The sequence below is a fragment of the Virgibacillus sp. genome (assembly GCF_013393565.1).
GTDB classification, from domain to species: domain Bacteria; phylum Bacillota; class Bacilli; order Bacillales; family Amphibacillaceae; genus Virgibacillus; species Virgibacillus dokdonensis.
In genome coordinates, this window is sequence record NZ_JABXHF010000049.1 from 1 (window position 1) to 20,767 (window position 20,767).

The following is a 20,767-nucleotide window of genomic DNA, read 5'->3' on the forward strand; positions in this document are numbered from 1 at the left end:
GGACTACCATACCCTAATTATAAGGTTTTTTTATGCGTTTTTGTATTGATAATTCCTATTATTCTTAGTATTGACACAAGTTGTTTTTTCTTGACTACTTTATAAAAAGTTTATGCAACGCTAGTGTTTAAATCTAAATGTTTATGATGATGAACTTCCAAAAGAATTTGTTGGTGATGTAAATGGCGACAACGTGGTTGATATGAAAGATGCTTTCTTTTTAAAGAATCATATTAATAAACCAGGAAAGGGACCGAAAAAAGCAGATATTAACCAAGATGGAAGTATTGATGCAAAGGATATGAAAATAATTGTTGATAATTATTTACGTGTAAATGAAAATGCAGAGAATGCTCCAGTTCCAAGAGAAAAGCAAGGTGGCAGAACGCTTGAGGATATTCTAGATGAGGTAGGTTTAAGTGATTTATTAGATTAATTTTGAAATAAATGGTTAGAAGAGGTTGGGCTTAAACTGTATGCTCTAAAGGCAAACAGTTTAGTATTTAGCAGAAATTATTTACGTACACTCCTGCGGGATTAAAGGCATCGGTGAGACCTCACAGTGCGCCATCACGAGGAGGCTCACCAGCCAGTATATTTCCTTAGCGGGTTAAATAGACGACCCATATTTTTACTTAGTTCGCAATATCATAGAAGAAATCACCTCGAAACGAGATTACACTCTAGAAAGAGGTGATTTGGCATGTATTTAGAAGTGATGAAAAACAATAGCAATGTTATTTTTTACTTATTAGGAGCTGCTGTTTCAAATTTAGGCAATGTTATCTCTGGTTTAGCTTTTATGTTTTTAGCTTATGAGATGACAGCATCAAGTGTTTATACAACAATTGTAGCAATTTCGCAAGTAGCTCCTTACCTTATATTTGGTCTTATAGGGGGAGTAATTGCGGATTGGGTAGATAAGAAAAAGCTGTTAATATGTATTGATCTTATCAGAATACCTGTAATATTATTGCTAGTTTTTATCCATCAGTTAGATCTCCTAAGCTATTGGCATTTGGTTATAGGTAGTTTTCTCATTCATTGCTTAGGGTGCTTTTTTAATCCTGCTCATAGAGCGATTTTACCAATAATTACAAAAGAAGTGGAAAGAACGTCGGTGAACAGTTTGCTTGATACAGTTACCAGAGGGGTTACTGTATTAGGACCTTTTGGTAGTATACTATTTATTGAATACAGTTGAAGTTATACATTTTTTTACATTTGATGCTATAACATATGTTGTAAGCGTTATTCTTATTTATAGAATTCAATTAGCCGATAAACGATTAGTCAATAAAAGCTTAAGCCAAAGAACGATGAGAGATGTTTTTGTCTCCATAAAAGGTTTTTCCATTTGGGTGAGCAAACAAACAACCATTCGAACATTATTTGAAGTGACTGTCATTATGGTGTTTTTCAATACATGGGTTTGGGAAGTCGGTTTGTTATTACAACTTATAGAAACAACTTCGAGTGGAGAAGAATGGTACAGTATACTTTTGGGGTGGTATGGCGCAATTGTTATTGTTGTTAATCTGCTTATCCCATTCTTTTGGAAAGAATTAAGCATGAAAATGTAATTGTTTGGGTCATTGATTTGGGGTATAGGAATTCTTATATTGGGATTTTCCTACACCATGTCCTTCTATTTTATGGGTGTATTAGTCGCAGCCATTGGTTTACCTATATCTAGTCTAGTAAGAGTATATTTGTTACAAACCTATCTTCCAACAGAAAAGCTAGGGAGAGGCTTCAGCTTCAATGCATTTCTTCTCTATTTTTCAAATGCAGTTTCACTTGGCATATTCGGAATGCTTTCCTTATTTTTGTCTACAAGAATTTTATTTATAATTTGTGGGCTCATGATGATTTGCTCTGCAGTCATTTATTTATTCATCCGTTCTCGAAAAACACCAGGAGTTATGCCATATAATCGTTTAAATAATTGATTGTAAACAGTAATAGATGAAAAACCACAGTCCATAGCAATTTGTAAGGTTGTTTTATCTGTTTTTATTAGCATTTCCTGACTTCGAATGATTCGATACAGTTGTAACCAAGAGTATGGGGAAATCCCGATAATTTCTTTGAAAAAATGGGCAAATTGATACTTATTTAAATTAGCTATTTCTGCCATTTGATCTAGAGTCCAAGAATAGGGATAACTTTCTTTTAAAGCGCATATTGTAGCATATATTTGCGGACTAATTATTTTGTAAGAATTTACATGTATATCCTGTGTATGTGTACCAACAGCGTTTTTTAGTAAAATTAATGCGAGTTGTGAGAAGCTATGCTCTAAAAATAATTCCACTGCATGCGGGTCATTTTTTCAATAACTATATAATCTAGTACAAATTTGACCCAGTTGGATATTTGTGGGCTTTTCTGTACATTTAGAGCAAATTGAATATCGTTTTGCACCACAAAACCAAGAGATTTTGATACGTGATTAAGGAAAGTAGGATTTAATTCAATTAGAAATTTTTTGCCTTCTACTGCCAATTGTTTATGTTCATCTTGTGGGTTAAATAGAATATATTGATGATGATTAAAGTTTATTTGGTTTCTGTTCGTTTGATAATTTATCATTCCATCTAAAGAGTAAATAAACTTATAGCAGTGGTCAGCTCGCCAGTTGCTTTCTTGGCTAAAGTCTCTTTTTAATAAAAAAGTTCCTTTGTCAATTCCTCGTATTATCTTTGATGGAGCCATGTCATCACCTTCTTTAATAATATAATGAATTGTATCATGAGGAGGAAAATAAATGAAGCATGCATTAATTATTGGTGGGACAGGTATGTTATCAGGGGTATCCCTATGGTTAATAAAGAATGACTATCATGCGTCCATTATTGCAAGGAATCCTGAACGCATGCAGAGACTGTTGGAAGAGACAGAATTAAACAATAACATAACATCTATATTGGTTGATTATAAGGATAATGAGGGATTACAGGAACGCGTGAATTCAACAATAAGCGAAAACGGAGAGTTGGAACTTGTCGTAGCATGGATTCACTCAGATGCTCCTAAGGCGTTGAAAGTAGTAACTGACCAAATTTCTGATAATAGAAAGGAGTGGCAATTATTTCATGTTTTAGGGAGCAACTCAAATTTGAAAGCAATGAAGCGAGAAGTAAAATTACCCGGTAGTTGTGTATACTATCAAATTCGCCTGGGGTTTGTAATAGAAGGGAATCAATCAAGGTGGTTAACAAATAAGGAGATTTCTAATGGCGTTATAAAAGCAATTAAAAATAAAAACAGGATAACAACTATCGGTCAGCTTGAGCCTTGGGAGAAGCGGCCTTAAACAGTGAGGATAAAAAAAGTACCTCAATTTTTGGCAAGTGCATGTTTATACGTGCTTTTCAACCGAACGTATGTTACCATGTTTATGTAGCGTCTAATTTAATGAGAAGGTTGCATGGAGAAACAAGATAGAGGAAACCAAACAAATCTTCTATGCGTAAGATGTCATAGATAACAAAGAAATCAGAATCATCTGATCTTTAGAGGGAGGGTTGTCAGCATTAAGCCTCTTGGAAACAAAGGTTTTCCGTGGGTTGTAGTGAAAATTGTCTACTTCAAGTGAAGCTATGTGGTGAATAGTTAACAAAAATGCATTGTTGATGTCGTAATCTGTCATTATTCCATGACAGAATAAACAAATTAAATGAAAAGGTGATGAGAGGAATGAACGCTGTAGATATTTTAAGAAATGAATTATTGTCTGAACTTGCAATTGGTATAAGATCCATGGAAGGTTTGCTGAAAAAGGTACAAGCGGAGGATTGGGAGTATAAGCCATCTGACAATATGCGAAGTCTTAAAGAGCTCGCTCAACATATTATTTCTATACCAGAAGTTGATCTTCATCTATGGTTGGAGAAGGATCAAGAAACAATCGAAAAATTAGAAGCGAAGTATAATAATATGGAATCTGCTGATGTTATGATTGAAGGAATGAATAAAGGTTTTAAAGATTATAAGGATTATATGCTTTCTTTGTCTGAAGAAGATTTTTTGACAAAAAAAACAAAGCCCTTTTATCTTGAAAAAGCTGAGATTCAAGCACACTGGTTAGTTGAAGAGGTTTCCCACCTGTTCCATCATCGAGGTCAATTCTTTAATTACATGAAACAGCTTGGTTATGATGTAAATATGTTCGACCTTTATGTATAGAGGTTAGCTTAAAATGTTAGCCGATGAAATCATTTACAAAAAGACTATTTTGAAAATAGCTATGATTTAGAATGGTTACTTTGAAAAAGCAAGGAAGATATTTGTGATATCTATGTCGATTTTTAAAAACTTGAAGTCATCCTATGGAAATGAAAATATTTTGCAAGAGGCGTGGTCAGTGATGGCGACGCTTATTTGTTTTATAAGAAAAGACGGTAGCGTTTTTTTGTCATCAAGCATTGACGTCAAGTCAAGTTTCACTAATGCTGATCTCTCTAAAAATTTTGCTTCATAAGCTTATAGAATTGTCCTACTTCACTACTCCTTTACCCTTACGCTTGAAAATGATTATCATGAAGTATGTATCAAAAAAAGAATATTATTTATTGAATTACAATAAATAATATGTTAAAATCAACAACTAACAAATCAATGAGGTGGTTTTTATGAAGAAGGCGACGTTTATAGGATTTATTTCCAATCCTTGTGTTGTGTATTTTCCTAGTACCTGAAATGGGACATGTTGCAGCGGAAATGGATCAAGAATTAGAAGAAAAGTAAGCAAGCAAGGACATTCCTTTGTTTGGAAAAAAATGTGCTTTTAATTTTGACATGAATAGGCTTGTAAAAGGGGAGAGATCATGAATTTCGGCAGTCAAAGAAATTCCCAGAAAAAAACCATATTGGCGCAAAGTATAAGCGGATTGAAACAGCTCGTTCGTTTTGGTTGGGAACAAGCTTTATCTTGTCTATTTCCAGTCGTTATTTTTGCTTCATTGGCGCTTACACAAATGGTAACTTTACCATTTCTACCACGATATGACTGGCTGCTTATTATCTGTCTCCTCATGCAGTGGATCATGGTTCGTTCTGGATTAGAAACACGAGATGAGTTGAAGGTGATTACCGTCTTTCACCTCATTGGGCTTGCCCTTGAGATATTTAAAGTAAACATGGGGTCTTGGACGTATCCAGAAGAAGGGTATTTTAAAGTTTTTGGTGTTCCATTGTATAGTGGATTCATGTATGCAAGTGTAGCAAGTTATCTCTGTCAGGCTTGGAGGAGATTGGACATAAAATTGGTCAATTGGCCCCCGTTTTTAGTAGTTGTCCCTCTTGCAACTGCAATTTATTTAAATTTTTTCACGCATCATTTCTGGATCGATGTTCGTTGGTGGTTAGCAGCACTTGTCATTATTGTTTTTTGGCGAGCTTGGGTTACATATGAAGTCGGCGGAATCAAATATCGTATGCCACTCGTATTTTCTTTTATTCTTATTGGATTTTTTATATGGATTGCTGAAAATATTGTCACATTATTTGGCGCTTGGGAATATCCGAATCAAACGGATGCATGGAGTCTGGTTCATTTAGGTAAGGTAAGCTCATGGGTCTTATTGGTAATTGTTAGCTTTCTTATCGTAGCAACATTAAAGCAAGTGAAAGAAAAAAATCAACAAGGCATCAGTACAGAACATTATTAATTTGCTATACGTTTGCTTTTTGTACTGAGCTGATTCCGTTAATTTTATGGTAAATTAAGTACCAGGGAAAAAATGAAGTTGACTTTTATGGTTTATGTTTAAGCTAGCTTCAAATCTAGGGTATATGTGTATTAAGAGACGAAGAAATGAACAGGAAAAAGAATACAATTGGGTTTTATGGAAAAATATATATAAAGGAGTGATTATTTGATTCATGAAATAAAAAGACTGCTTAAAAATACGACGGAAGAGGAAATGCATGATCTTTTACTATCTATGTTTATGAGCATGGAAGCCCACGAGAAAACAGATCAATATACAAAAAGCCAGTTAGTGAAGGATCTAGAAAGAACCTATCATTCCTTTCTAGAATATAAAGAAAATCAATTGGATATAAAAAGTCATAAAGGTTATCGTGCAGTACATATTGTTTTTGGTGACTCTACGTCTGGCTCTTTAAAACAAGCTTTAAAAGAATTGAATTACCAAGAAGAGGAGAGAATCATTCGTTTTTCGGATATGTTAGAGGTTGGTCCCATCTGGCAATTACATAAAGAGGAGGGGCTTAATTATAGATATGAATGGTTAAAAAATCATATCAATCTTGATGACGAATACATAGATGAATACAACTATATTTTTAACCACACTGTATCTATGATGAAAGCTATTCCAAAAAGCACTCCAATAATGATATGGACTGGTGAAAATGCCCATGAACAAACCGCTTTGCGATATGTTCTCTTTCTATTAAAAGATAAAATCAATGACATTTTTATATTAAACGCGAGCAAGAAGTATAAAGATCAATTTAATGTCCCAAATAATGAATGTTTCCCATTACATACGGGAGAAATTTTACCTGAAAAATTAGTAATGATATATGAAGAAAGTAGAAAACAAGCTCCAGTAAGTCAACATCAACTTGAAGAATTTGTAGAAGAATGGCAAGCATTATCTACTATGAAGGAATGCCTAAGGATATGGGAAAAGCGAGAAATAATAAATGTAGAGGAAACGTATTATGATAACTACATTATAAATAAAGCTAAACAGCTACACAAAGAGAGGGGATATAACGACTTCATACATTCTGCACGACTTATTGGGGAAGTAATGGGGCATTTAAATCAATCTATCGGTGATTCCTTTTTTGAGTATAGAGTACGACAACTGATTTTAAAAGGTATTTTTGAAATAAAAGGTGTTCCGAAAGCAATGAGGTATTATAGTGTACGGCTCAAGTAATATACAAGTGGGTGGGAATTAACATGACAAAGAATAGTGAAATCAACGGTAAGAAGGATTTATCATTAGAACAAAAGGAAGAATTACTTAACGTATTGCAAGCTCGTTTTGAGAAAAATAGGAACCGCCTTAAAGAGCTTGAATGGGCTAAAGTGCAAGAAAAACTGGAAGCAAATGCTGAAAAAATGAGGTCCCTTCATGAAATGGAACAAACAGGCGGTGAACCAGATGTGGTTGGGTATGATAAAGAGACAGATACGTATACTTTCTATGATTGTGCTGTGGAAAGTCCTAAGGGCCGCAGAAGTGTTTGTTATGATCGTGAAGCGCTGGAGTCCAGAAAAAAACATAAACCAGAAAATAATGCCGTTGATATGGCTACCGCTATGGGCATTGAACTTTTAACAGAAGACCAGTATCGAGCCTTGCAGAAACTTGGCGATTTTGATAGGAAAACGTCGAGTTGGATTGCCACCCCTCCTGACATTAGAAACCTTGGTGGAGCTCTTTTCTGTGATTTTCGTTTCGGGCATGTTTTTGTGTATCATAATGGAGCTTCTTCTTACTATAGTTCTAGAGGCTTTCGTGGATCGTTACAGGTTTAACCATTAAAAATAGTGTATTATCCAAAGGTGATAGATGAAAGGGATTACATATTTCTAAATAACGAAATGTAGAACAGAGTATTTCCATATTGAAGATTAAATAGTATAAACGGTAAATAAGATCAAATTCACTATGTCATATTATTTCATTATACTTACGAAATCGTGCTATAAGCCCAAATATAAATGGTTGTAACCAACCACTGCAAACGTTAATCCTTTAATGAAAATAATGATATCTAATTCCTCAATTTGGTTATATGACTAGTGGTTCTTCCTTTTGAGGTGCTAAATACTTAGTAAGGGAAAGGGAGAACTCCTATTGAATAAAAATTTACTTTGCGATATTGTTCTTGAATTAAAACTTTAGTAGCTTGTGAAGGTTTTCCATGCTGTTTATAAAATTTTCTATTTCCTCCCATAGACATGCTCGCTTCGTATGACCCAATAATTCTGCTTTCTTTTTTTCCTGCTTTAGCCAATAATCCTTTTGAGATTGATCTAGAGGCAGTTGATCTATTTGTTTTTTTAGGCGCTTCCAAAGATCTATTGCTTCATTGCATTTTTTATATACATCTTCTAATTCATTTAACTTATTTCTCGTTTTTTCCCATTCGTGAAGAATGGATGTTGTTAACGTTTCACTAGCTCTTTTTGAACTGTCATTCTCTTTTAAACTATTTGACTGCATTTCCAAGTTCTCTAGAGCGATTTCCCACAAAGTACGCTGCTCTTTAGTTAATAGATCATGCTCTTCCTCTGTTATTCTTGCTTTTAATCGATGTACAGGTAACAAATACATGCATTCCTTTCCTAAAATGAATTTTGAAGAAAATGTTCTTTACACATATCATAATCCTTTTAGAGTTGTATTAAAAATGATTAAATAAGATTAAATCGATCATTTAAAATGATGTCTAAAGGAGCATGCTTTGTGGACGTGAAGGAATTATTTATTTTCAAAACTTTAGCTCATGAACGCAGTATCACAAGGGTGGCTGAACAATTGAATTATGCTCAGTCTAACATTACGAGGGTAGTCAAAAAATTAGAAGCAGAACTGCAAACAGAACTATTCTACAGACATCCTCGTGGGGTTTCATTAACTTCAAAGGGGAACCAACTCTTATCTTATACAGACCAAATTTTGCGTCTAATGGAGGAGACAAAAAAGGCAATTCAAGATTCTGAAACACCTCGTGGTCCCATTTCCATAGGCGCAAATGAGACAACAGCATCTGTTAGATTACCATCTGTTTTTGCTTCTTATAATAAAAAATATCCTCAGGTAGAATTATCCTTGACTATTGGTGCAACCGAAGAGCTTATTAACGATGTACTTGATTTTAAACTAGATGGAGCGTTTGTAGTAGGATCTGTTAAACATCCTCATCTTATTCAAATACCAGTTATGGAGGAAGAACTTGTTGTTATAACAGATAGTCAGCCAGAATCATTACAGTCTATAACGAATTTGCAGAAACGGGTACTTCTAACCCGTCCTCATTGTATTCATAGAAAACGGTTAGAACAGTGGTTTCGTGATGAGGGAATGGTTCCTATGAAAATGATGGAGTTTGGGACATTAGAGGCAATTATTGGTTGTGTAAAAGCTGGTTTAGGAATTGCTGTTATCACCGAATCACTAGTTAGCCAACACCAAACAGATGGCAAGCTACGTATTCATAAGCTCCCAGATAAATATGCAACCGTAAAAACAGTGTTTATACGAAGAAAGGATACTTTTATAAATCATGCTTATCGAAAATTTTTAGATAGCTTACAATTAAACGAAGGTAAGTAATTATTGGTGGGAGTGCTGCCGATATTTTTTCAATTTAAAACCAGTTAATTTGTTAAACATAGAAAACTCATCCTTTCTAATATGTTATTATAAAAAGAAAAGTTGGAAATTACAGAAATGATTATCAATGGATAAAAAATAAATCTCCACTTCAAAGCGATTACATTATTGATACGTATAACAGAGAAGAAAAAAAGGGGGCGGAACTAGTGAATTTTTATATTGCCTCAAGTTTTGAAAATATAGAAAGTGTACGTTATATTCGTGGTTTATTCATAAAGGAAGGCCATGTACTAACATATGACTGGACAACAAATGACAGGGCTTCGACAATTGAAGCTTTAAAATGTATAGGTCAAAAACAAAAAGATGCAGTAATTGCAGCGGATGTTATTATCGTCTTACTTCCTGCAGGAAAAGGAAGTCATATTGAAATGGGAATAGCATTAGGACGTAGGAAAAAAATCTTTCTTTATTCACCAAATAAAGAAGTCAATAATTCTGCTACAACAAGCACATTCTATCATTTACCTGAAGTGAAGAAATGCTTTGGAACGTTGGATGAATTAGTAAGTATGGTGTTGGGATAAACTTATGAACGTTGTTGCAGGCAAGGTTCAGTGGCGGTCAGAGCACTTAATTCCCTCATTCGTCCAGAAACTTTAGGACTACAACAATTAGCGGGGATGAAAGAAAACCCAAAACCCTACTGCTTACCTTAGGTAGACTATCACTCTGTCAATATAAAGCACAGATGAACAGGAAGGAATGAATCCATTTCATTACAATGAATGTCGAGGAGGGAGAATGCTAGGTGAAAGAACTACAAAGGATGTTGGACAGTATAGAATTTATCGAACGTAATTTATCAAGTAATCTTCATATGGATGAGATTGCTTCAGTGGCTTGTATGTCTAAGTTTCATTTTCAGCGAATGTTCCACATGTTAACTGGGTACACCCTGAATGCGTATATCCGTAATCGCCGAATTACTGTGGCTACCCAGGAGCTGATTAATTCGAAAGCAAGAGTAATTGATGTTGCGCTGAAATATGGATATGAGACTCCAGAATCTTTTACAAAAGCTTTTCGACGAATCCATGGTGTCAGTCCAATAAACGCTAGGAAAAATGTCCATCCTTTGAAAGCTTATCCCAAACTCTCTTTTCAAATTCAATTGAAGGGTGATGTAGAAATGGATTACAGAATGGTGAAAAAAGATGCTTTTGAGGTTGTAGGAAAAAGTATTCGTACGACGATTATTGGTGGAGAGAATCATCAAAAGATACCAGCCTTCTGGGACGAGTCAAATGCCAATGGATTTACTAACGAGCTTGCAAAGAGTTGTGGTTCTCTAGGAATCCTTGGAATTTGTATGGACTTTGATAAACAACAAGAAAATGTAACTTATCTAATTTGTACAGAAAAGAACATGGATCAAGTTCCTTCTGATTGGGAGATAAGAAAAATTCCTGCTGCGACTTGGGCTGTTTTTCCTGTCTATGGAGCCATGCCAGAAGCAATGCAAAAAACATGGGAGAGAATCTTTTCTGAATGGTTTCCTTCAACTGGATATGAGCATGCTGGTGGACCAGAAATGGAAGTATATTCAACTGATGATGACCCTTATTCAGAGGATCACTACAGTGAGGTATGGGTACCAATAAAGTAAAGCCAACTGTTTAATGGCTTATTAAATGATTGTTTTGATATGACAAAAATTAAATAGCAAAAAAAGCGAAGAACCTCCTCTTTTTAATTGCTAAAGTGATTAATAAGGGGAGGCGATTTATGTGAAGCGGACGATTGGGTTATACGAAGGAGTCGCTTTATATGTTGTTGCTGTATTAGGTTCAGTGCCGTTCAGATTTAAAGACAAAAAACTATGATCCTGTTCGCTCCATTGTAGAAGATACGAAAGAAATAATTGAAAATGATTATTGGAAAACCTATTACCTCCAAGACATAGCTTTGGAAGTGGGGGTTAGCAAGTTTCATTTAAATAGGGTTTTTAAGCACCATACTGGCTATACACCACGTACCTACTTAGAAAAAGTTAGAATTAACCATGCAAGACAATTGCTTCAGACTGCAAATTTAAATGGAATAGAAATTGGTTTTCAAGTAGGGTATCAGAGTACATCCAGCTTTTATAAAGCATTTCAACGTTGTAATGGTTGTACACCAAAGCAATTTCAAGTGGAATGTTTAAAAGCAAAGAAGTATAAATAGTAGAAAGGGTGACATATTGCGAATTATTAAAAACATTGGTTGAATAAATTCTCCGTCATACTGTTTCTAGTTTGAGGGAGGCGAGAATTTGGATGAAATGATATAATAGAAGAACAATAGTTTGATAAACTCATGGGCGGGTTGGCATTCATCTCCGATAGAAAGGAGGTGGTGCCAATGACAGTATTCGAAGCACTGATGATTGCATTGAACTTCGGAGTGCTGATTGTAGCTATGCTGTCATTTGACCAAAAAAAATAAGCCCCCCATTGAGTTAACGGCTCCTGTGGGTGCTTATTTTGAACCTATACAGCCAATCCCCCTTGCAGGGAATCATGCTATTGCATCAGATCGTCAGCGCTGACACGCTGGCGGTCATTTTATTATTGTATGTTGTTACCCTTATTATACCATAAATAATCAAAATTCAAACCATTAGCTTGATGCCTTGTTTAGGATTTTTAAATGGCAAGTATTTATTGATAGTTATGACAACGGTTACAGCGTCTGCATAAATTTATCTTGGTTAATGGGGAGTTTTATCAGTTTGCCTTTAGCTTATACTTTCGCCTGTTTGGCACGTGAATACCCGGATGCAGGTGGTGCAGCAACATTTGTGAGACGTTCTTTTGGATATCATTGTGGCAACATAATAGGCTGGTTCTATTTTGTCACTGCTGCTGTAGGTCAAAACCGTAGATAGAAAACAAATATACAAGAGATTTATTTCCAGCTTATCAATTATTTTCTACGTATTATCCAGAGAAAGAGATGCAGATGAAACCAAGCACTTGCCTATGCTATTCATCCAGTAGAAAATCCTTGTGAAATAGTTGATTTTTTAGATGATATGGGGGCATGGATGATACGAGAAGCTGAAAAGTGGTTGGAAGTCCATAATCCACAAAAGCAACGACACTTAGCAATATAGTGTAAAGAGTAATTGCTAATAAAAAGATAGAGGGCTATTAAAAACGAGATAACAAAAAATATGAAGAGTTAGAAAGGGCGGGTGCTGAAAATTGCTTACGAACTTATACTTTGTTAGACATGCGCATTCTGTTTATACACCAGATGAAATGCGTAGACCGTTGTCAGAAAGAGGGTTCAAGGATTCAAAAGTCGTTACGGATCTACTTAAAAAAGAAAAAATCGATTGTGTTTTTGCCAGTCCGTATAAGCGAGCCATTCAAACAGTAGAAGGAATTGCTGCGTATATAAATCAAGAGATTATTATAGTGGATGGATTTAAGGAGCGTATTTTGGCGGGAGAACCAGTGAAAGATTTTACAGCTGCAATTACAAAAGTATGGCAAGAGGAGAACTTTGCATGGCAGGGGGGAGAGTCGAATAAAACTGCTCAGAAAAGGGCGATTGATTCTCTTTCGCGCATATTAGGTAGGAATGCAGGGAAGAATCTTGTCATTGGTACACACGGAAATATAATGGTACTAATGATGAGCTATTTTGATATTCGTTATGGCTTTGATTTTTGGAAGTGTCTTGAAATGCCAGATATATATAAATTATCCTTTGAAGAAAAGAAACTTATGGAAGTAGAGCAAATCTGGGAACGTATTGACCTAGCATTCTAATAGAATCGCTGATGTGGGCTTATTTTGTTTCCGATTTATTTAATATTTTGTATCAGAAGCGAATTCTGAAAATAAATGCTATTATGAGGTGGAAAATATTAAAATGAATAGAGGCGATCGGATGGATGAAACAATTTACGTTATTAGGCATTGTGAAGCGGAAGGGCAAGCAGCTGACGCACCACTTACAGAAAGAGGGTGGTTGCAAGCGAAAGAATTAGCTGGCTTTCTATCAGAACGAAAGGTTGATCGAATTATTTCGAGTCCATTTTTACGAGCGATTCAATCGATAAAGCCATTTGCAGACATTAAGAACTTAGAAATTGAACAAGAAGAACGTTTAACGGAACGTGTACTGAGTTCTACCTTTTTTTCAGATTGGATGGATAAACTGAAAGCGACCTATGATGAACTTGATTTAAAGTATGAAGGCGGAGAAACGAGTAATGAAGCAATGAACCGTATTATATCAGTAGTCGAGGATATTGTGGAAAGTCATGCTACACATACAGTTATTGTTGCGCATGGCGGGATTATCTCTTTATTACTGCATTATTATGATCAAAGTTTTGGATTTGAGCAATGGAAAGAATTAAGTAATCCTGATGTGTATGAATTAAACATTTCAGATCAGGCTACTCGTTATACACGTTTATGGGATAATAGATAAGGATGGATAGTATTATATTTTACCTGGTGGCGGGCAAAAATATGGAGAGAACCTTCATCTAGCATTAAAAAGAGAATGTACGGAAGAAGTCAACGCAGATATAGAAATTGGTAATCTCATATTTATTCGGAAATACATGGGGGAAAATCATGAGCACTATGAATTTGATTTACATGTTATTTTAGTACTACTTTTAGACTTGAAGAGTTTAAAAGAAGAGAAGCGAAAGAAATAAATGCCTTCAATGGACAAAAAGGTTTAATAAATTGTTCTGTTGGAAAAAACGAGAGACGACAAAAAATGTATAAAAAGTGATTGTAAATATTGTTCACAGGGAGATTTTAGAATGAAAATAGAAACAGTGACTTGTAAAGGTGTCAGTGAATGTAATGAAGATGCCGTTATCATCAATGATAATATTTCAGTCTATGGGGTAGCGGATGGCGCTTCCTCTATCATACCTTTTTTTACGCAGGAGAACGAAACAGGCGGTTATATTGCCTCTAACCTAGTGAAAAATTATTATGAATCAATTCAATATTGCAATAGCTTTCTGGATGATTTTGCAAAGATAAACATGCAACTACAGACTAAAATGAAAGAATATCATATTGACACATCAAAAAAAGAACAATTATGGGGGACAGCACTAGCTTTAGTAAAGATTTCTCCAAATAGGATAGACTTTATCCAAACAGGCGACTGTATGATTTTTGCCGTTTATGATAGTGGATTTGTAAGAGTGCTAACAAGAGCGCAAACAGAGTTTTTAGAAGGAGTTGCCATAAATAAGTGGAAGGAGCTTATTGATAAAGGAATACATAAACAAAGAGATTTGAGGGAGGGTGTAGAAGACGTATTAATCTCCATTAGACAAAGAAGCAATACTTTTGCTGGTTATGGTGTGTTAAATGGCGAAAATGATGCAGTCGAATTTACTGAATTTGGGAAAATAAACAGAAACGGATTAAAGCATCTTGTGATGGTTACCGATGGGCTTTTTCTTCCAAAAGAATGGGTATCTGAACATGATTGTTATTGGGAGGCCATGATTAGAAAGATCTTTTCTAAAGGACTACAAGCATATGCAAATGATTTAATCGAGCTTGAGGCTACTGACCCGGAATGTGTAAGATATCCAAGATTTAAAATGTCAGATGATAAATCCGGGGTATGGATTACTTTTTAACACTATAGGAAAGCATAAAAGTCTAATAGGTTTATAGTATAATAAAAACTACGCCATTCGCCATAAGACATGGTGACAAGCCAAGTTTTTCTAAAGTCAAGTTAGTTGACTACACGATAATGTGCAGGAAATGATGTACCAGTTTAGGTGAAATGAATGAGGGGGGAAGCGTGTTGAAAAAGAACATTGGTACCGAAGAAGCAATTAATAGATGGGATAGCTTTGCCAAATCGTATGCGGAAAATCATTCTGAACAAGGTAATTTACATAAAGAAGTGTTTTTAAACCCGACTTTATTCTCTTTATTGGGACCAGTTAATAACAAAAAGATTTTAGATGCTGGGTGTGGGGAAGGATATTTTAGCAGACTGTTAGCAAAATCAAAAGCAAAAGTAACAGCTGTAGACTATTCCACAAAAATGCTAGGTTTGATATTATTGTTTCAAACATGGTGATGCAAGACCTTGCAAATATTGAAAAAGCGTTTCAGGAAATGTTAAAAAAATAATTTGAAGAGAATTTTCGCTGTGCTGATTTTATTGTCTTTAAGTTGAAAAAGTAAATACATCTCCCTTTTTTAGTGAAAAAGTAGGGCACTATAAAAGGGAGTTTGCTTTCAGAAAAGAAGAATTTAAATCTTCCTAAGGAAAAACGGAAGCTTAATGATAAGCCAAGTTATGCAATTACATACCCAAGTTCTTTTTAGAAAAAAATAACATGATGCAGTTATTATGTTTCTACACCTTTTTCTCAAATAATAACAGCCGCTCTTTCATATCTAAACCACCGCGAAATCCTGTAAGGGCACCATCTTTTCCAATAACTCGATGGCAAGGAACGATGATGAAAATCGGATTTGCTCCAATCGCTGTTCCAACAGCACGTACTGCCTTTGGTTTTTCGATAGATTTGGCAATATCAGAGTACGTGACTGTTTGTCCAAACGGAATCTGTTGTAATGCTTGCCAAACTTGTTGCTGAAAAGGGGTGCCATAAAGGTCGAGTTTAAGTTCGAAGTTCCTCCTGTTCCCGTTTAAATATTCTTGTAGTTCAGCTATATAGGGAATTAATGGCTGATCGTTTTCCTCCATCCTCTCGTGAGGGAATCGCTTCTGTAAAAACACCTCCATTTCATTTTTTGCTAAATGACGCGGGCCTAGGTAACACAATCCTTTTTCCGTTGCAGCTGCATAAAATTCCCATGTGTCATGTTTACAAGTTGTCCAATAAACGGTCATTACAACTCTCCTCCAATATAGATGTGGTTAAAATTTTTCGTGAAGCTCGTTATTTTTCCGTTGGGAAGCAAGTCAAAATTTTAGTTTAATCCATTTGTTTTAAACGCTGATCGAAATTGTTTGGGTGTTTTCCCGGTGTATTGTTTAAATAGCGTAATGAAGTAAGGCGTGTTAGGTAAACCAACTTTCATACCTATTTCAGCAATGGATTTATCTGTTTGTATTAACTGTTTTTTTGCATGAGAAATGCGTATTTGCTGTATATAATCATTTGGTGATATTTTCATCATTTTCTTAAACGTTCGTTGCAAATAATAAGGGCTTCCATGACAATGTTTCGCTAATCGAGCTAATGTCAATGGCTCAGCGTAATGCGTATCAATAAACTGTGTTATTTGCAAAACCCATTCCTCATCAGGCATATGTTCGTCACATGGCTTGCAACGTTTACAGGGACGGTAACCTTCTGTCGACGCTTGCTGGGAATTTTGAAAGATACGAATAAATTCTTTTTTAGGATTTGGTGATTTACAAGAGGGGCGACAAAATATACCCGTTGAGCGAACACCGTATAGAAAGACAGCATCAAAAGCAGCGTCGTTCGTTATAATAGCTTGCCATTGCTCTTCTGATAGTGGACTTGTCATGTGTTTCACCTCGTTTCCTTATGCTTTTTATTATAACGGTTTTAAGCAAATAGATGAATGGATCAGAAACATCGTGGCAAGATAGTGAAACTTTTAGAGTGAAAGGTATGATACAACTAGAGTAAAGGGAGTGTTTGCAATGTCAGTAGAAAAAGAATGGAGTATTGCGGTTCCAGAAGCGTTTCAATTTCAAGAAAATCTACATTATTTAGCTAATGCAAACCATGAATGTATGTATCAAGTGATGAAAAATGAAGTAATAAAAGCAATAAAGATAGATGATGCGGTTTTTTTAATGGTGTTGCGTGAAGCAACGAATGGAGGATTGCTGGTTAAAGTTGTGAAAAGCTCTTGCGCTTTTTCTGAAGCATATCGCGATAAAATTACGACCTTTGTAAGTGAATGGTTCGATGTAAATACAAATCTAGCTGGTTTTTACAAAATCGCCTTGAAGGATCCTTATTTAAAGCGCCTTGTCCAAACTCATTATGGACTGCGGCTAATAGGAATTCCGAATTTCTTTGAAGCAATAAGTTGGGCAATTATCGGGCAACAAATTAACCTTTCCTTTGCTTATAAGTTAAAAAGAAGGATAGTAGAACGATATGGGACATCTGTTCAATGGAATGAGAGATTGTTTTGGTTGTTTCCAACCCCGGAAGTGATTGCAAATATCTCTGTGTCCGAATTAACATCATTACAGCTATCTAAACGAAAAAGTGAATACTTTATTGATATGGCACGTGCCATTGTTTGTAACGAAATATCTAAGGAGAAATTACTTGCTACAAATAGTTTAGAGGAAGCAGAAAAAATGCTGACAGCATATAGAGGGATTGGTTCTTGGACAGCCCATTATGTATTAATGCGATGTTTGCGTGTTCCTAATGCTTTTCCAATTGCTGACGTAGGATTGCAAAATGCAATCAAACAGGTGGTAGGATTAAAACAAAAGCCAACCAAAGAATATGTACGCGAGTTAGGGACTAATTGGGCAAATTGGCAAGCCTATGCTACATTTTATTTATGGAGATCGCTTTATCAATAATGGGTGGGGGAAATACGTTATGAGAGGCAATTGCTACAACAAATATAACTGTTACGATCAAGTTGAAAAGGGGGCAGAAATTATATTACGTTGAAATAGTAGATACTGAATAGGTCAGCGTTATTGCTTACCAAATGGAGTTTTAACAATGCTATCGTCCATAAGTTGAAAAGCAGCCATCATCCTTATATAGAAAATCAATTGGAATTTAAAGAAATCATGCAACATTTTATTACCAATGTTTACGATAAAAGGGAAGATGTGAATGTAATAATACGAAAAGGGCAATAGAGTATTTACTTTCGCAAAAGGTTCTTCAGGTCGCACTCATGGGCTACGAAACAATGAGTGCGCTGTCGAAGGAATCAACCACTTGCTGGGAGGTGATCCTTGCGACATGCACGCGGTAAAGTTGTAGAATTTTTTCCATCTAGTTGGGTGCCTTTTTTCTGGGGTGAGAAAGTAAACTATATTTCAAAAAAAAGATTATTGCGAAAATAACTAAATAAATTTCAAAAAAGTTCGATATAATTTAAAGGGGAAGAGAGGATGAAAAAATTTATAGTTTCATTACTTATAGCATTTCTTGTTCCAGTTTTTGGTTTCCTTAACTTGTCAATGCCAGTGAAACATTAGACTTTTCAAAAGTTCAACTTCAGAACTCATTAGAGAAGAATACAACTATAAATTTTGAGTCACCGGAGGAAATGATTAAAATACAAGGTAACACAAGATCGGTGTTAGAGAAAAGTGTAGGAGTTAAAAAGAATGAAGTTAAGCCTACTAAAGTATCTGATCAAGCTACCAATGATTCTCCTAATAATGCAGTTGCTATTGATATTGGGGGTGTATATAAAGATTATATAACAGAAGAAGGCCAGCAAAAGTGGTATCGCTTTGAAAATAGTATGGCAGGGAAGTTGACGGTTGTAATGCAGACAGTTCAATCTACATCTATTGATTATGATTTACACCTCTTTAAATTAAATGAAGAGACAATGACTTTAGAGGAAGTAGTTACTTCGAGCTATGGGAGTGGAAAAAATGAGCAATTGAGTAAATTAACTGAGGGAGGTATTTATTACATTGCGGTTAATTCTGTTTCTGGTGCAGATCCAAATTCACCGTTTGCCTTATTGGTACAACACTCCCCATCTTATGATCAGAACGAACCAGATGACAATATTTATCAAGCATCAGCTTATTTAAATAATATCTATTTGAGCCAAACAATAGATAATGGTTATGACATGGATTGGATAATTTTTCAAGTTGATGAAGAAAAAACGTTTACTGTTAATTTAAATAATCCTTCCTCAGCTAATTATCAACTTGATATATTTGATCCCGAACTAAATGCCCTCGCAGGTCTTGGCGATAATACAAATTATTCAATAGTATTTCCAGCAGGTACATATTTGTTAAGAGTTCAATCTACATCACTTGAACATGATGCTGATCAAAAATACACACTAGATATAAGAGAAAAGGCTAAAGAGGGAACGTCAGTTGTGATATCAAATATAGGTACAGATGATAATGTAGAGGGATATATTGATTATGGATACGGGTATAAATATCGTATTAAAAATTTCATCAATGTTAAGGGTCAATTATTTGATGAAAATGGTATTATTGTACCAAATGCCAATGTTGAAGCTCGTATAGTGGCTGTGCGAAACGATAAAGTTTATATGGAATCTAGTACTACAGATCGTAATGGTAATTTTATAATGGAAATTCCGTCTATTCAAGAGGCTGCAGGAAAGTATGCATACACTGCTCCTGCAAGTCATCACTATTTCGATATTATACCTATAGTTTTTCTATCTAATGGTAATGTATTAGATTCAAATGAAAATTCTCTCTACCATTTTGCTTATTCCACGTATCGCCCGCATTAAAAGGAGGTATTGTATGCTGAAAAATCATGTTTCTTTTCATAAAAGCTTATTTCAGAGTAATTTATTCAAAAATACTGTCCCTCGTGAGACTACTATTAAGAATGCATCAAGTATTAAATTGGAAAAACAATTACTTTCAGATGTAGTAGATACGATAAGAATACCTAATCAAAAATTAACCATTAATAAGATAAAAACAGAGCAAAGCAAAAGTACAGAATTCGATAAATACTTTTCTTCGTTTTTTGAAAATCTAGAAGGGATATCTAAGGTTGAAAAGGATTATTTAACCAATTTAGTAAAAGAGGCATTGCGACAAAATGATGATTATTTTTCTAAGGGATGGACGAGTGATATAGAAAGTATGTACCATCTTCAAACTAAGGAAAAGTTAAATCTTATAGCTAAGAATATACCACATTCCTCTGTGAAAAATGAGTTTCTTGCAGTTGTGCAAGACTATACAAGTGCTAAGCTCGAGCAGACGGTTAATAAATCATTGGAAACATATGAGATTATATATAACCAGCATAAGGAAAAGAAAGGTTCGTATAGAAATATTGCTGATCGAATGTTGAATGCTATAAACAACATCCAGGAGGGAAAACACTTTGTTCAAAACGAGCAAAATCTGTATAGTCATTTATTTTTAAAATCAAACGTTATCTCCTTTCAGCATAAATATGAAGAGGTGATGAAGGGATATAAGCAAATACAAAAGAATCAATTTGGGGAATCGTGGAATGAGTTTTCCGAAATGAAGGTAGATGACACCATCCGTATGTTAAAAGAAAATTGGAATAATTTTGTAAACCAATTTGAAGCGTTCAGTGCCTATAGGCTTTCTTCCAACACACATTATAATGTTGATATGAAGATATAGAAATAATAAACAAGAAGTTTTAAAAAAGA

The 20,767-nt window shown here is 34.9% G+C and carries 24 protein-coding genes and 2 pseudogenes; 21 read left to right on the top strand and 5 right to left on the bottom strand.

Annotated features, from left to right (window positions below; translation table 11 throughout):
• Positions 1–184 precede the first annotated feature (184 nt).
• The 3 genes and pseudogenes from HLX49_RS11225 to HLX49_RS17125 all read left to right on the top strand — a co-directional run.
• Positions 185–436, top strand: a pseudogene (locus HLX49_RS11225) (dockerin type I domain-containing protein); the annotation flags it as partial.
• 267 nt (positions 437–703) lie between these two features.
• Entirely contained in the window at positions 704–1,204 is a 501-nt protein-coding gene (locus HLX49_RS17120; RefSeq protein WP_367112745.1) for an MFS transporter, read from the top strand.
• On the top strand, positions 1,191–1,583 hold the full coding sequence (locus HLX49_RS17125) for a hypothetical protein (protein ID WP_367112746.1): 393 nt from the start codon (positions 1,191–1,193) through the stop codon (positions 1,581–1,583). The genes HLX49_RS17120 and HLX49_RS17125 overlap by 14 nt, the downstream gene beginning before the upstream one ends.
• A 305-nt stretch (positions 1,584–1,888) precedes the next feature.
• On the opposite strand, the gene HLX49_RS11235 is transcribed toward HLX49_RS17125, so the two are convergent.
• Both HLX49_RS11235 and HLX49_RS11240 read right to left on the bottom strand, forming a co-directional pair.
• A complete protein-coding gene (locus HLX49_RS11235; RefSeq protein ID WP_296361944.1) occupies positions 1,889–2,317 on the bottom strand; it encodes a helix-turn-helix transcriptional regulator in 429 nt (142 codons plus the stop codon).
• Positions 2,302–2,718, bottom strand: coding sequence for a hypothetical protein (locus HLX49_RS11240; protein ID WP_077706531.1), 417 nt, complete (start codon positions 2,716–2,718; stop codon positions 2,302–2,304). The genes HLX49_RS11235 and HLX49_RS11240 overlap by 16 nt, the downstream gene beginning before the upstream one ends.
• A gap of 52 nt (positions 2,719–2,770) precedes the next feature.
• Here HLX49_RS11240 and HLX49_RS11245 point away from each other — a divergent pair, with 52 nt between their 5' ends.
• From HLX49_RS11245 to HLX49_RS11265, 5 genes are all read left to right on the top strand, one after another.
• Entirely contained in the window at positions 2,771–3,319 is a 549-nt protein-coding gene (locus tag HLX49_RS11245; protein WP_077706530.1) for a short-chain dehydrogenase, read from the top strand.
• A gap of 383 nt (positions 3,320–3,702) precedes the next feature.
• The gene (locus tag HLX49_RS11250) at positions 3,703–4,191 is read left to right on the top strand and encodes a DinB family protein (protein ID WP_077706529.1); all 489 of its coding nucleotides are present in this window, start codon (positions 3,703–3,705) and stop codon (positions 4,189–4,191) included.
• A 695-nt stretch (positions 4,192–4,886) separates the two neighbouring features.
• On the top strand, positions 4,887–5,675 hold the full coding sequence (locus tag HLX49_RS11255; protein ID WP_176087406.1) for a DUF817 domain-containing protein: 789 nt from the start codon (positions 4,887–4,889) through the stop codon (positions 5,673–5,675).
• Positions 5,676–5,882: 207 nt separating this feature from the next.
• A complete protein-coding gene (locus tag HLX49_RS11260) occupies positions 5,883–6,923 on the top strand; it encodes a DUF1835 domain-containing protein (protein WP_296361950.1) in 1,041 nt (346 codons plus the stop codon).
• A 23-nt stretch (positions 6,924–6,946) separates the two neighbouring features.
• On the top strand, positions 6,947–7,528 hold the full coding sequence (locus HLX49_RS11265; protein WP_296361952.1) for a DUF4256 domain-containing protein: 582 nt from the start codon (positions 6,947–6,949) through the stop codon (positions 7,526–7,528).
• A 358-nt stretch (positions 7,529–7,886) separates the two neighbouring features.
• Here HLX49_RS11265 and HLX49_RS11270 read toward each other — a convergent pair whose 3' ends face one another.
• Complete coding sequence (locus HLX49_RS11270) at positions 7,887–8,330, bottom strand: hypothetical protein (protein ID WP_296361955.1); 444 nt, start codon at positions 8,328–8,330, stop codon at positions 7,887–7,889.
• Between the two features lie 132 nt (positions 8,331–8,462).
• On the opposite strand from HLX49_RS11270, the gene HLX49_RS11275 reads away from it, so the two are divergent.
• The 10 genes and pseudogenes from HLX49_RS11275 (at position 8,463) to HLX49_RS11325 (ending at position 15,473) form a co-directional block, all read left to right on the top strand.
• Positions 8,463–9,332, top strand: coding sequence for a LysR family transcriptional regulator (locus tag HLX49_RS11275; protein WP_296361957.1), 870 nt, complete (start codon positions 8,463–8,465; stop codon positions 9,330–9,332).
• Between the two features lie 209 nt (positions 9,333–9,541).
• A complete protein-coding gene (locus HLX49_RS11280) occupies positions 9,542–9,922 on the top strand; it encodes a TIR domain-containing protein (RefSeq protein ID WP_296361959.1) in 381 nt (126 codons plus the stop codon).
• A gap of 224 nt (positions 9,923–10,146) precedes the next feature.
• Entirely contained in the window at positions 10,147–11,004 is an 858-nt protein-coding gene (locus tag HLX49_RS11285; RefSeq protein WP_237342803.1) for an AraC family transcriptional regulator, read from the top strand.
• A 293-nt stretch (positions 11,005–11,297) separates the two neighbouring features.
• A complete protein-coding gene (locus tag HLX49_RS11290) occupies positions 11,298–11,564 on the top strand; it encodes a helix-turn-helix transcriptional regulator (protein ID WP_296361993.1) in 267 nt (88 codons plus the stop codon).
• A 177-nt stretch (positions 11,565–11,741) separates the two neighbouring features.
• Complete coding sequence (locus HLX49_RS11295) at positions 11,742–11,825, top strand: putative holin-like toxin (protein ID WP_296361995.1); 84 nt, start codon at positions 11,742–11,744, stop codon at positions 11,823–11,825.
• A 256-nt stretch (positions 11,826–12,081) separates the two neighbouring features.
• Positions 12,082–12,255, top strand: a pseudogene (locus HLX49_RS11300) (amino acid permease); the annotation flags it as partial.
• Between the two features lie 331 nt (positions 12,256–12,586).
• The gene (locus HLX49_RS11305; RefSeq protein ID WP_296361962.1) at positions 12,587–13,159 is read left to right on the top strand and encodes a histidine phosphatase family protein; all 573 of its coding nucleotides are present in this window, start codon (positions 12,587–12,589) and stop codon (positions 13,157–13,159) included.
• Positions 13,160–13,262: 103 nt separating this feature from the next.
• Positions 13,263–13,829 carry a histidine phosphatase family protein gene (locus HLX49_RS11310; protein WP_296361964.1) on the top strand — a complete coding sequence of 189 codons (567 nt, stop codon included), beginning with the start codon at positions 13,263–13,265 and terminating at the stop codon, positions 13,827–13,829.
• A gap of 346 nt (positions 13,830–14,175) precedes the next feature.
• On the top strand, positions 14,176–15,018 hold the full coding sequence (locus HLX49_RS11320) for a protein phosphatase 2C domain-containing protein (protein ID WP_296361965.1): 843 nt from the start codon (positions 14,176–14,178) through the stop codon (positions 15,016–15,018).
• Positions 15,019–15,191: 173 nt separating this feature from the next.
• The gene (locus HLX49_RS11325) at positions 15,192–15,473 is read left to right on the top strand and encodes a class I SAM-dependent methyltransferase (protein ID WP_483372452.1); all 282 of its coding nucleotides are present in this window, start codon (positions 15,192–15,194) and stop codon (positions 15,471–15,473) included.
• Between the two features lie 282 nt (positions 15,474–15,755).
• Here the strand turns inward: HLX49_RS11325 and HLX49_RS11330 are convergent, their stop codons facing one another.
• Both HLX49_RS11330 and HLX49_RS11335 read right to left on the bottom strand, forming a co-directional pair.
• Positions 15,756–16,256 carry a methylated-DNA--[protein]-cysteine S-methyltransferase gene (locus HLX49_RS11330; RefSeq protein ID WP_296361967.1) on the bottom strand — a complete coding sequence of 167 codons (501 nt, stop codon included), beginning with the start codon at positions 16,254–16,256 and terminating at the stop codon, positions 15,756–15,758.
• A gap of 80 nt (positions 16,257–16,336) precedes the next feature.
• Positions 16,337–16,903 carry a bifunctional transcriptional activator/DNA repair enzyme AdaA gene (locus HLX49_RS11335; protein WP_296361969.1) on the bottom strand — a complete coding sequence of 189 codons (567 nt, stop codon included), beginning with the start codon at positions 16,901–16,903 and terminating at the stop codon, positions 16,337–16,339.
• A gap of 139 nt (positions 16,904–17,042) precedes the next feature.
• On the opposite strand from HLX49_RS11335, the gene HLX49_RS11340 reads away from it, so the two are divergent.
• The 3 genes from HLX49_RS11340 (at position 17,043) to HLX49_RS11350 (ending at position 20,738) form a co-directional block, all read left to right on the top strand.
• Positions 17,043–17,951 carry a DNA-3-methyladenine glycosylase family protein gene (locus tag HLX49_RS11340; protein ID WP_296361971.1) on the top strand — a complete coding sequence of 303 codons (909 nt, stop codon included), beginning with the start codon at positions 17,043–17,045 and terminating at the stop codon, positions 17,949–17,951.
• 707 nt (positions 17,952–18,658) lie between these two features.
• On the top strand, positions 18,659–19,855 hold the full coding sequence (locus tag HLX49_RS11345; RefSeq protein WP_296361973.1) for a carboxypeptidase-like regulatory domain-containing protein: 1,197 nt from the start codon (positions 18,659–18,661) through the stop codon (positions 19,853–19,855).
• 13 nt (positions 19,856–19,868) lie between these two features.
• Positions 19,869–20,738 carry a hypothetical protein gene (locus HLX49_RS11350; RefSeq protein ID WP_296361975.1) on the top strand — a complete coding sequence of 290 codons (870 nt, stop codon included), beginning with the start codon at positions 19,869–19,871 and terminating at the stop codon, positions 20,736–20,738.
• Positions 20,739–20,767: the final 29 nt, after the last annotated feature.

Excerpts from the sequence above, each read along its gene's own strand:
- HLX49_RS17120 (WP_367112745.1), top strand. The coding sequence starts at position 704 with ATGTATTTAGAAGTGATGAAAAACAATAGCAATGTTATTTTTTACTTA.
- HLX49_RS11240 (WP_077706531.1), bottom strand. The coding sequence starts at position 2,718 with ATGGCTCCATCAAAGATAATACGAGGAATTGACAAAGGAACTTTTTTA.
- HLX49_RS11245 (WP_077706530.1), top strand. The coding sequence starts at position 2,771 with ATGAAGCATGCATTAATTATTGGTGGGACAGGTATGTTATCAGGGGTA.
- HLX49_RS11250 (WP_077706529.1), top strand. The coding sequence starts at position 3,703 with ATGAACGCTGTAGATATTTTAAGAAATGAATTATTGTCTGAACTTGCA.
- HLX49_RS11265 (WP_296361952.1), top strand. The coding sequence starts at position 6,947 with ATGACAAAGAATAGTGAAATCAACGGTAAGAAGGATTTATCATTAGAA.
- HLX49_RS11270 (WP_296361955.1), bottom strand. The coding sequence starts at position 8,330 with ATGTATTTGTTACCTGTACATCGATTAAAAGCAAGAATAACAGAGGAA.
- HLX49_RS11295 (WP_296361995.1), top strand. The coding sequence starts at position 11,742 with ATGACAGTATTCGAAGCACTGATGATTGCATTGAACTTCGGAGTGCTG.
- HLX49_RS11310 (WP_296361964.1), top strand. The coding sequence starts at position 13,263 with ATGAATAGAGGCGATCGGATGGATGAAACAATTTACGTTATTAGGCAT.
- HLX49_RS11320 (WP_296361965.1), top strand. The coding sequence starts at position 14,176 with ATGAAAATAGAAACAGTGACTTGTAAAGGTGTCAGTGAATGTAATGAA.
- HLX49_RS11330 (WP_296361967.1), bottom strand. The coding sequence starts at position 16,256 with ATGACCGTTTATTGGACAACTTGTAAACATGACACATGGGAATTTTAT.
- HLX49_RS11335 (WP_296361969.1), bottom strand. The coding sequence starts at position 16,903 with ATGACAAGTCCACTATCAGAAGAGCAATGGCAAGCTATTATAACGAAC.
- HLX49_RS11340 (WP_296361971.1), top strand. The coding sequence starts at position 17,043 with ATGTCAGTAGAAAAAGAATGGAGTATTGCGGTTCCAGAAGCGTTTCAA.
- HLX49_RS11345 (WP_296361973.1), top strand. The coding sequence starts at position 18,659 with ATGATTAAAATACAAGGTAACACAAGATCGGTGTTAGAGAAAAGTGTA.
- HLX49_RS11350 (WP_296361975.1), top strand. The coding sequence starts at position 19,869 with ATGCTGAAAAATCATGTTTCTTTTCATAAAAGCTTATTTCAGAGTAAT.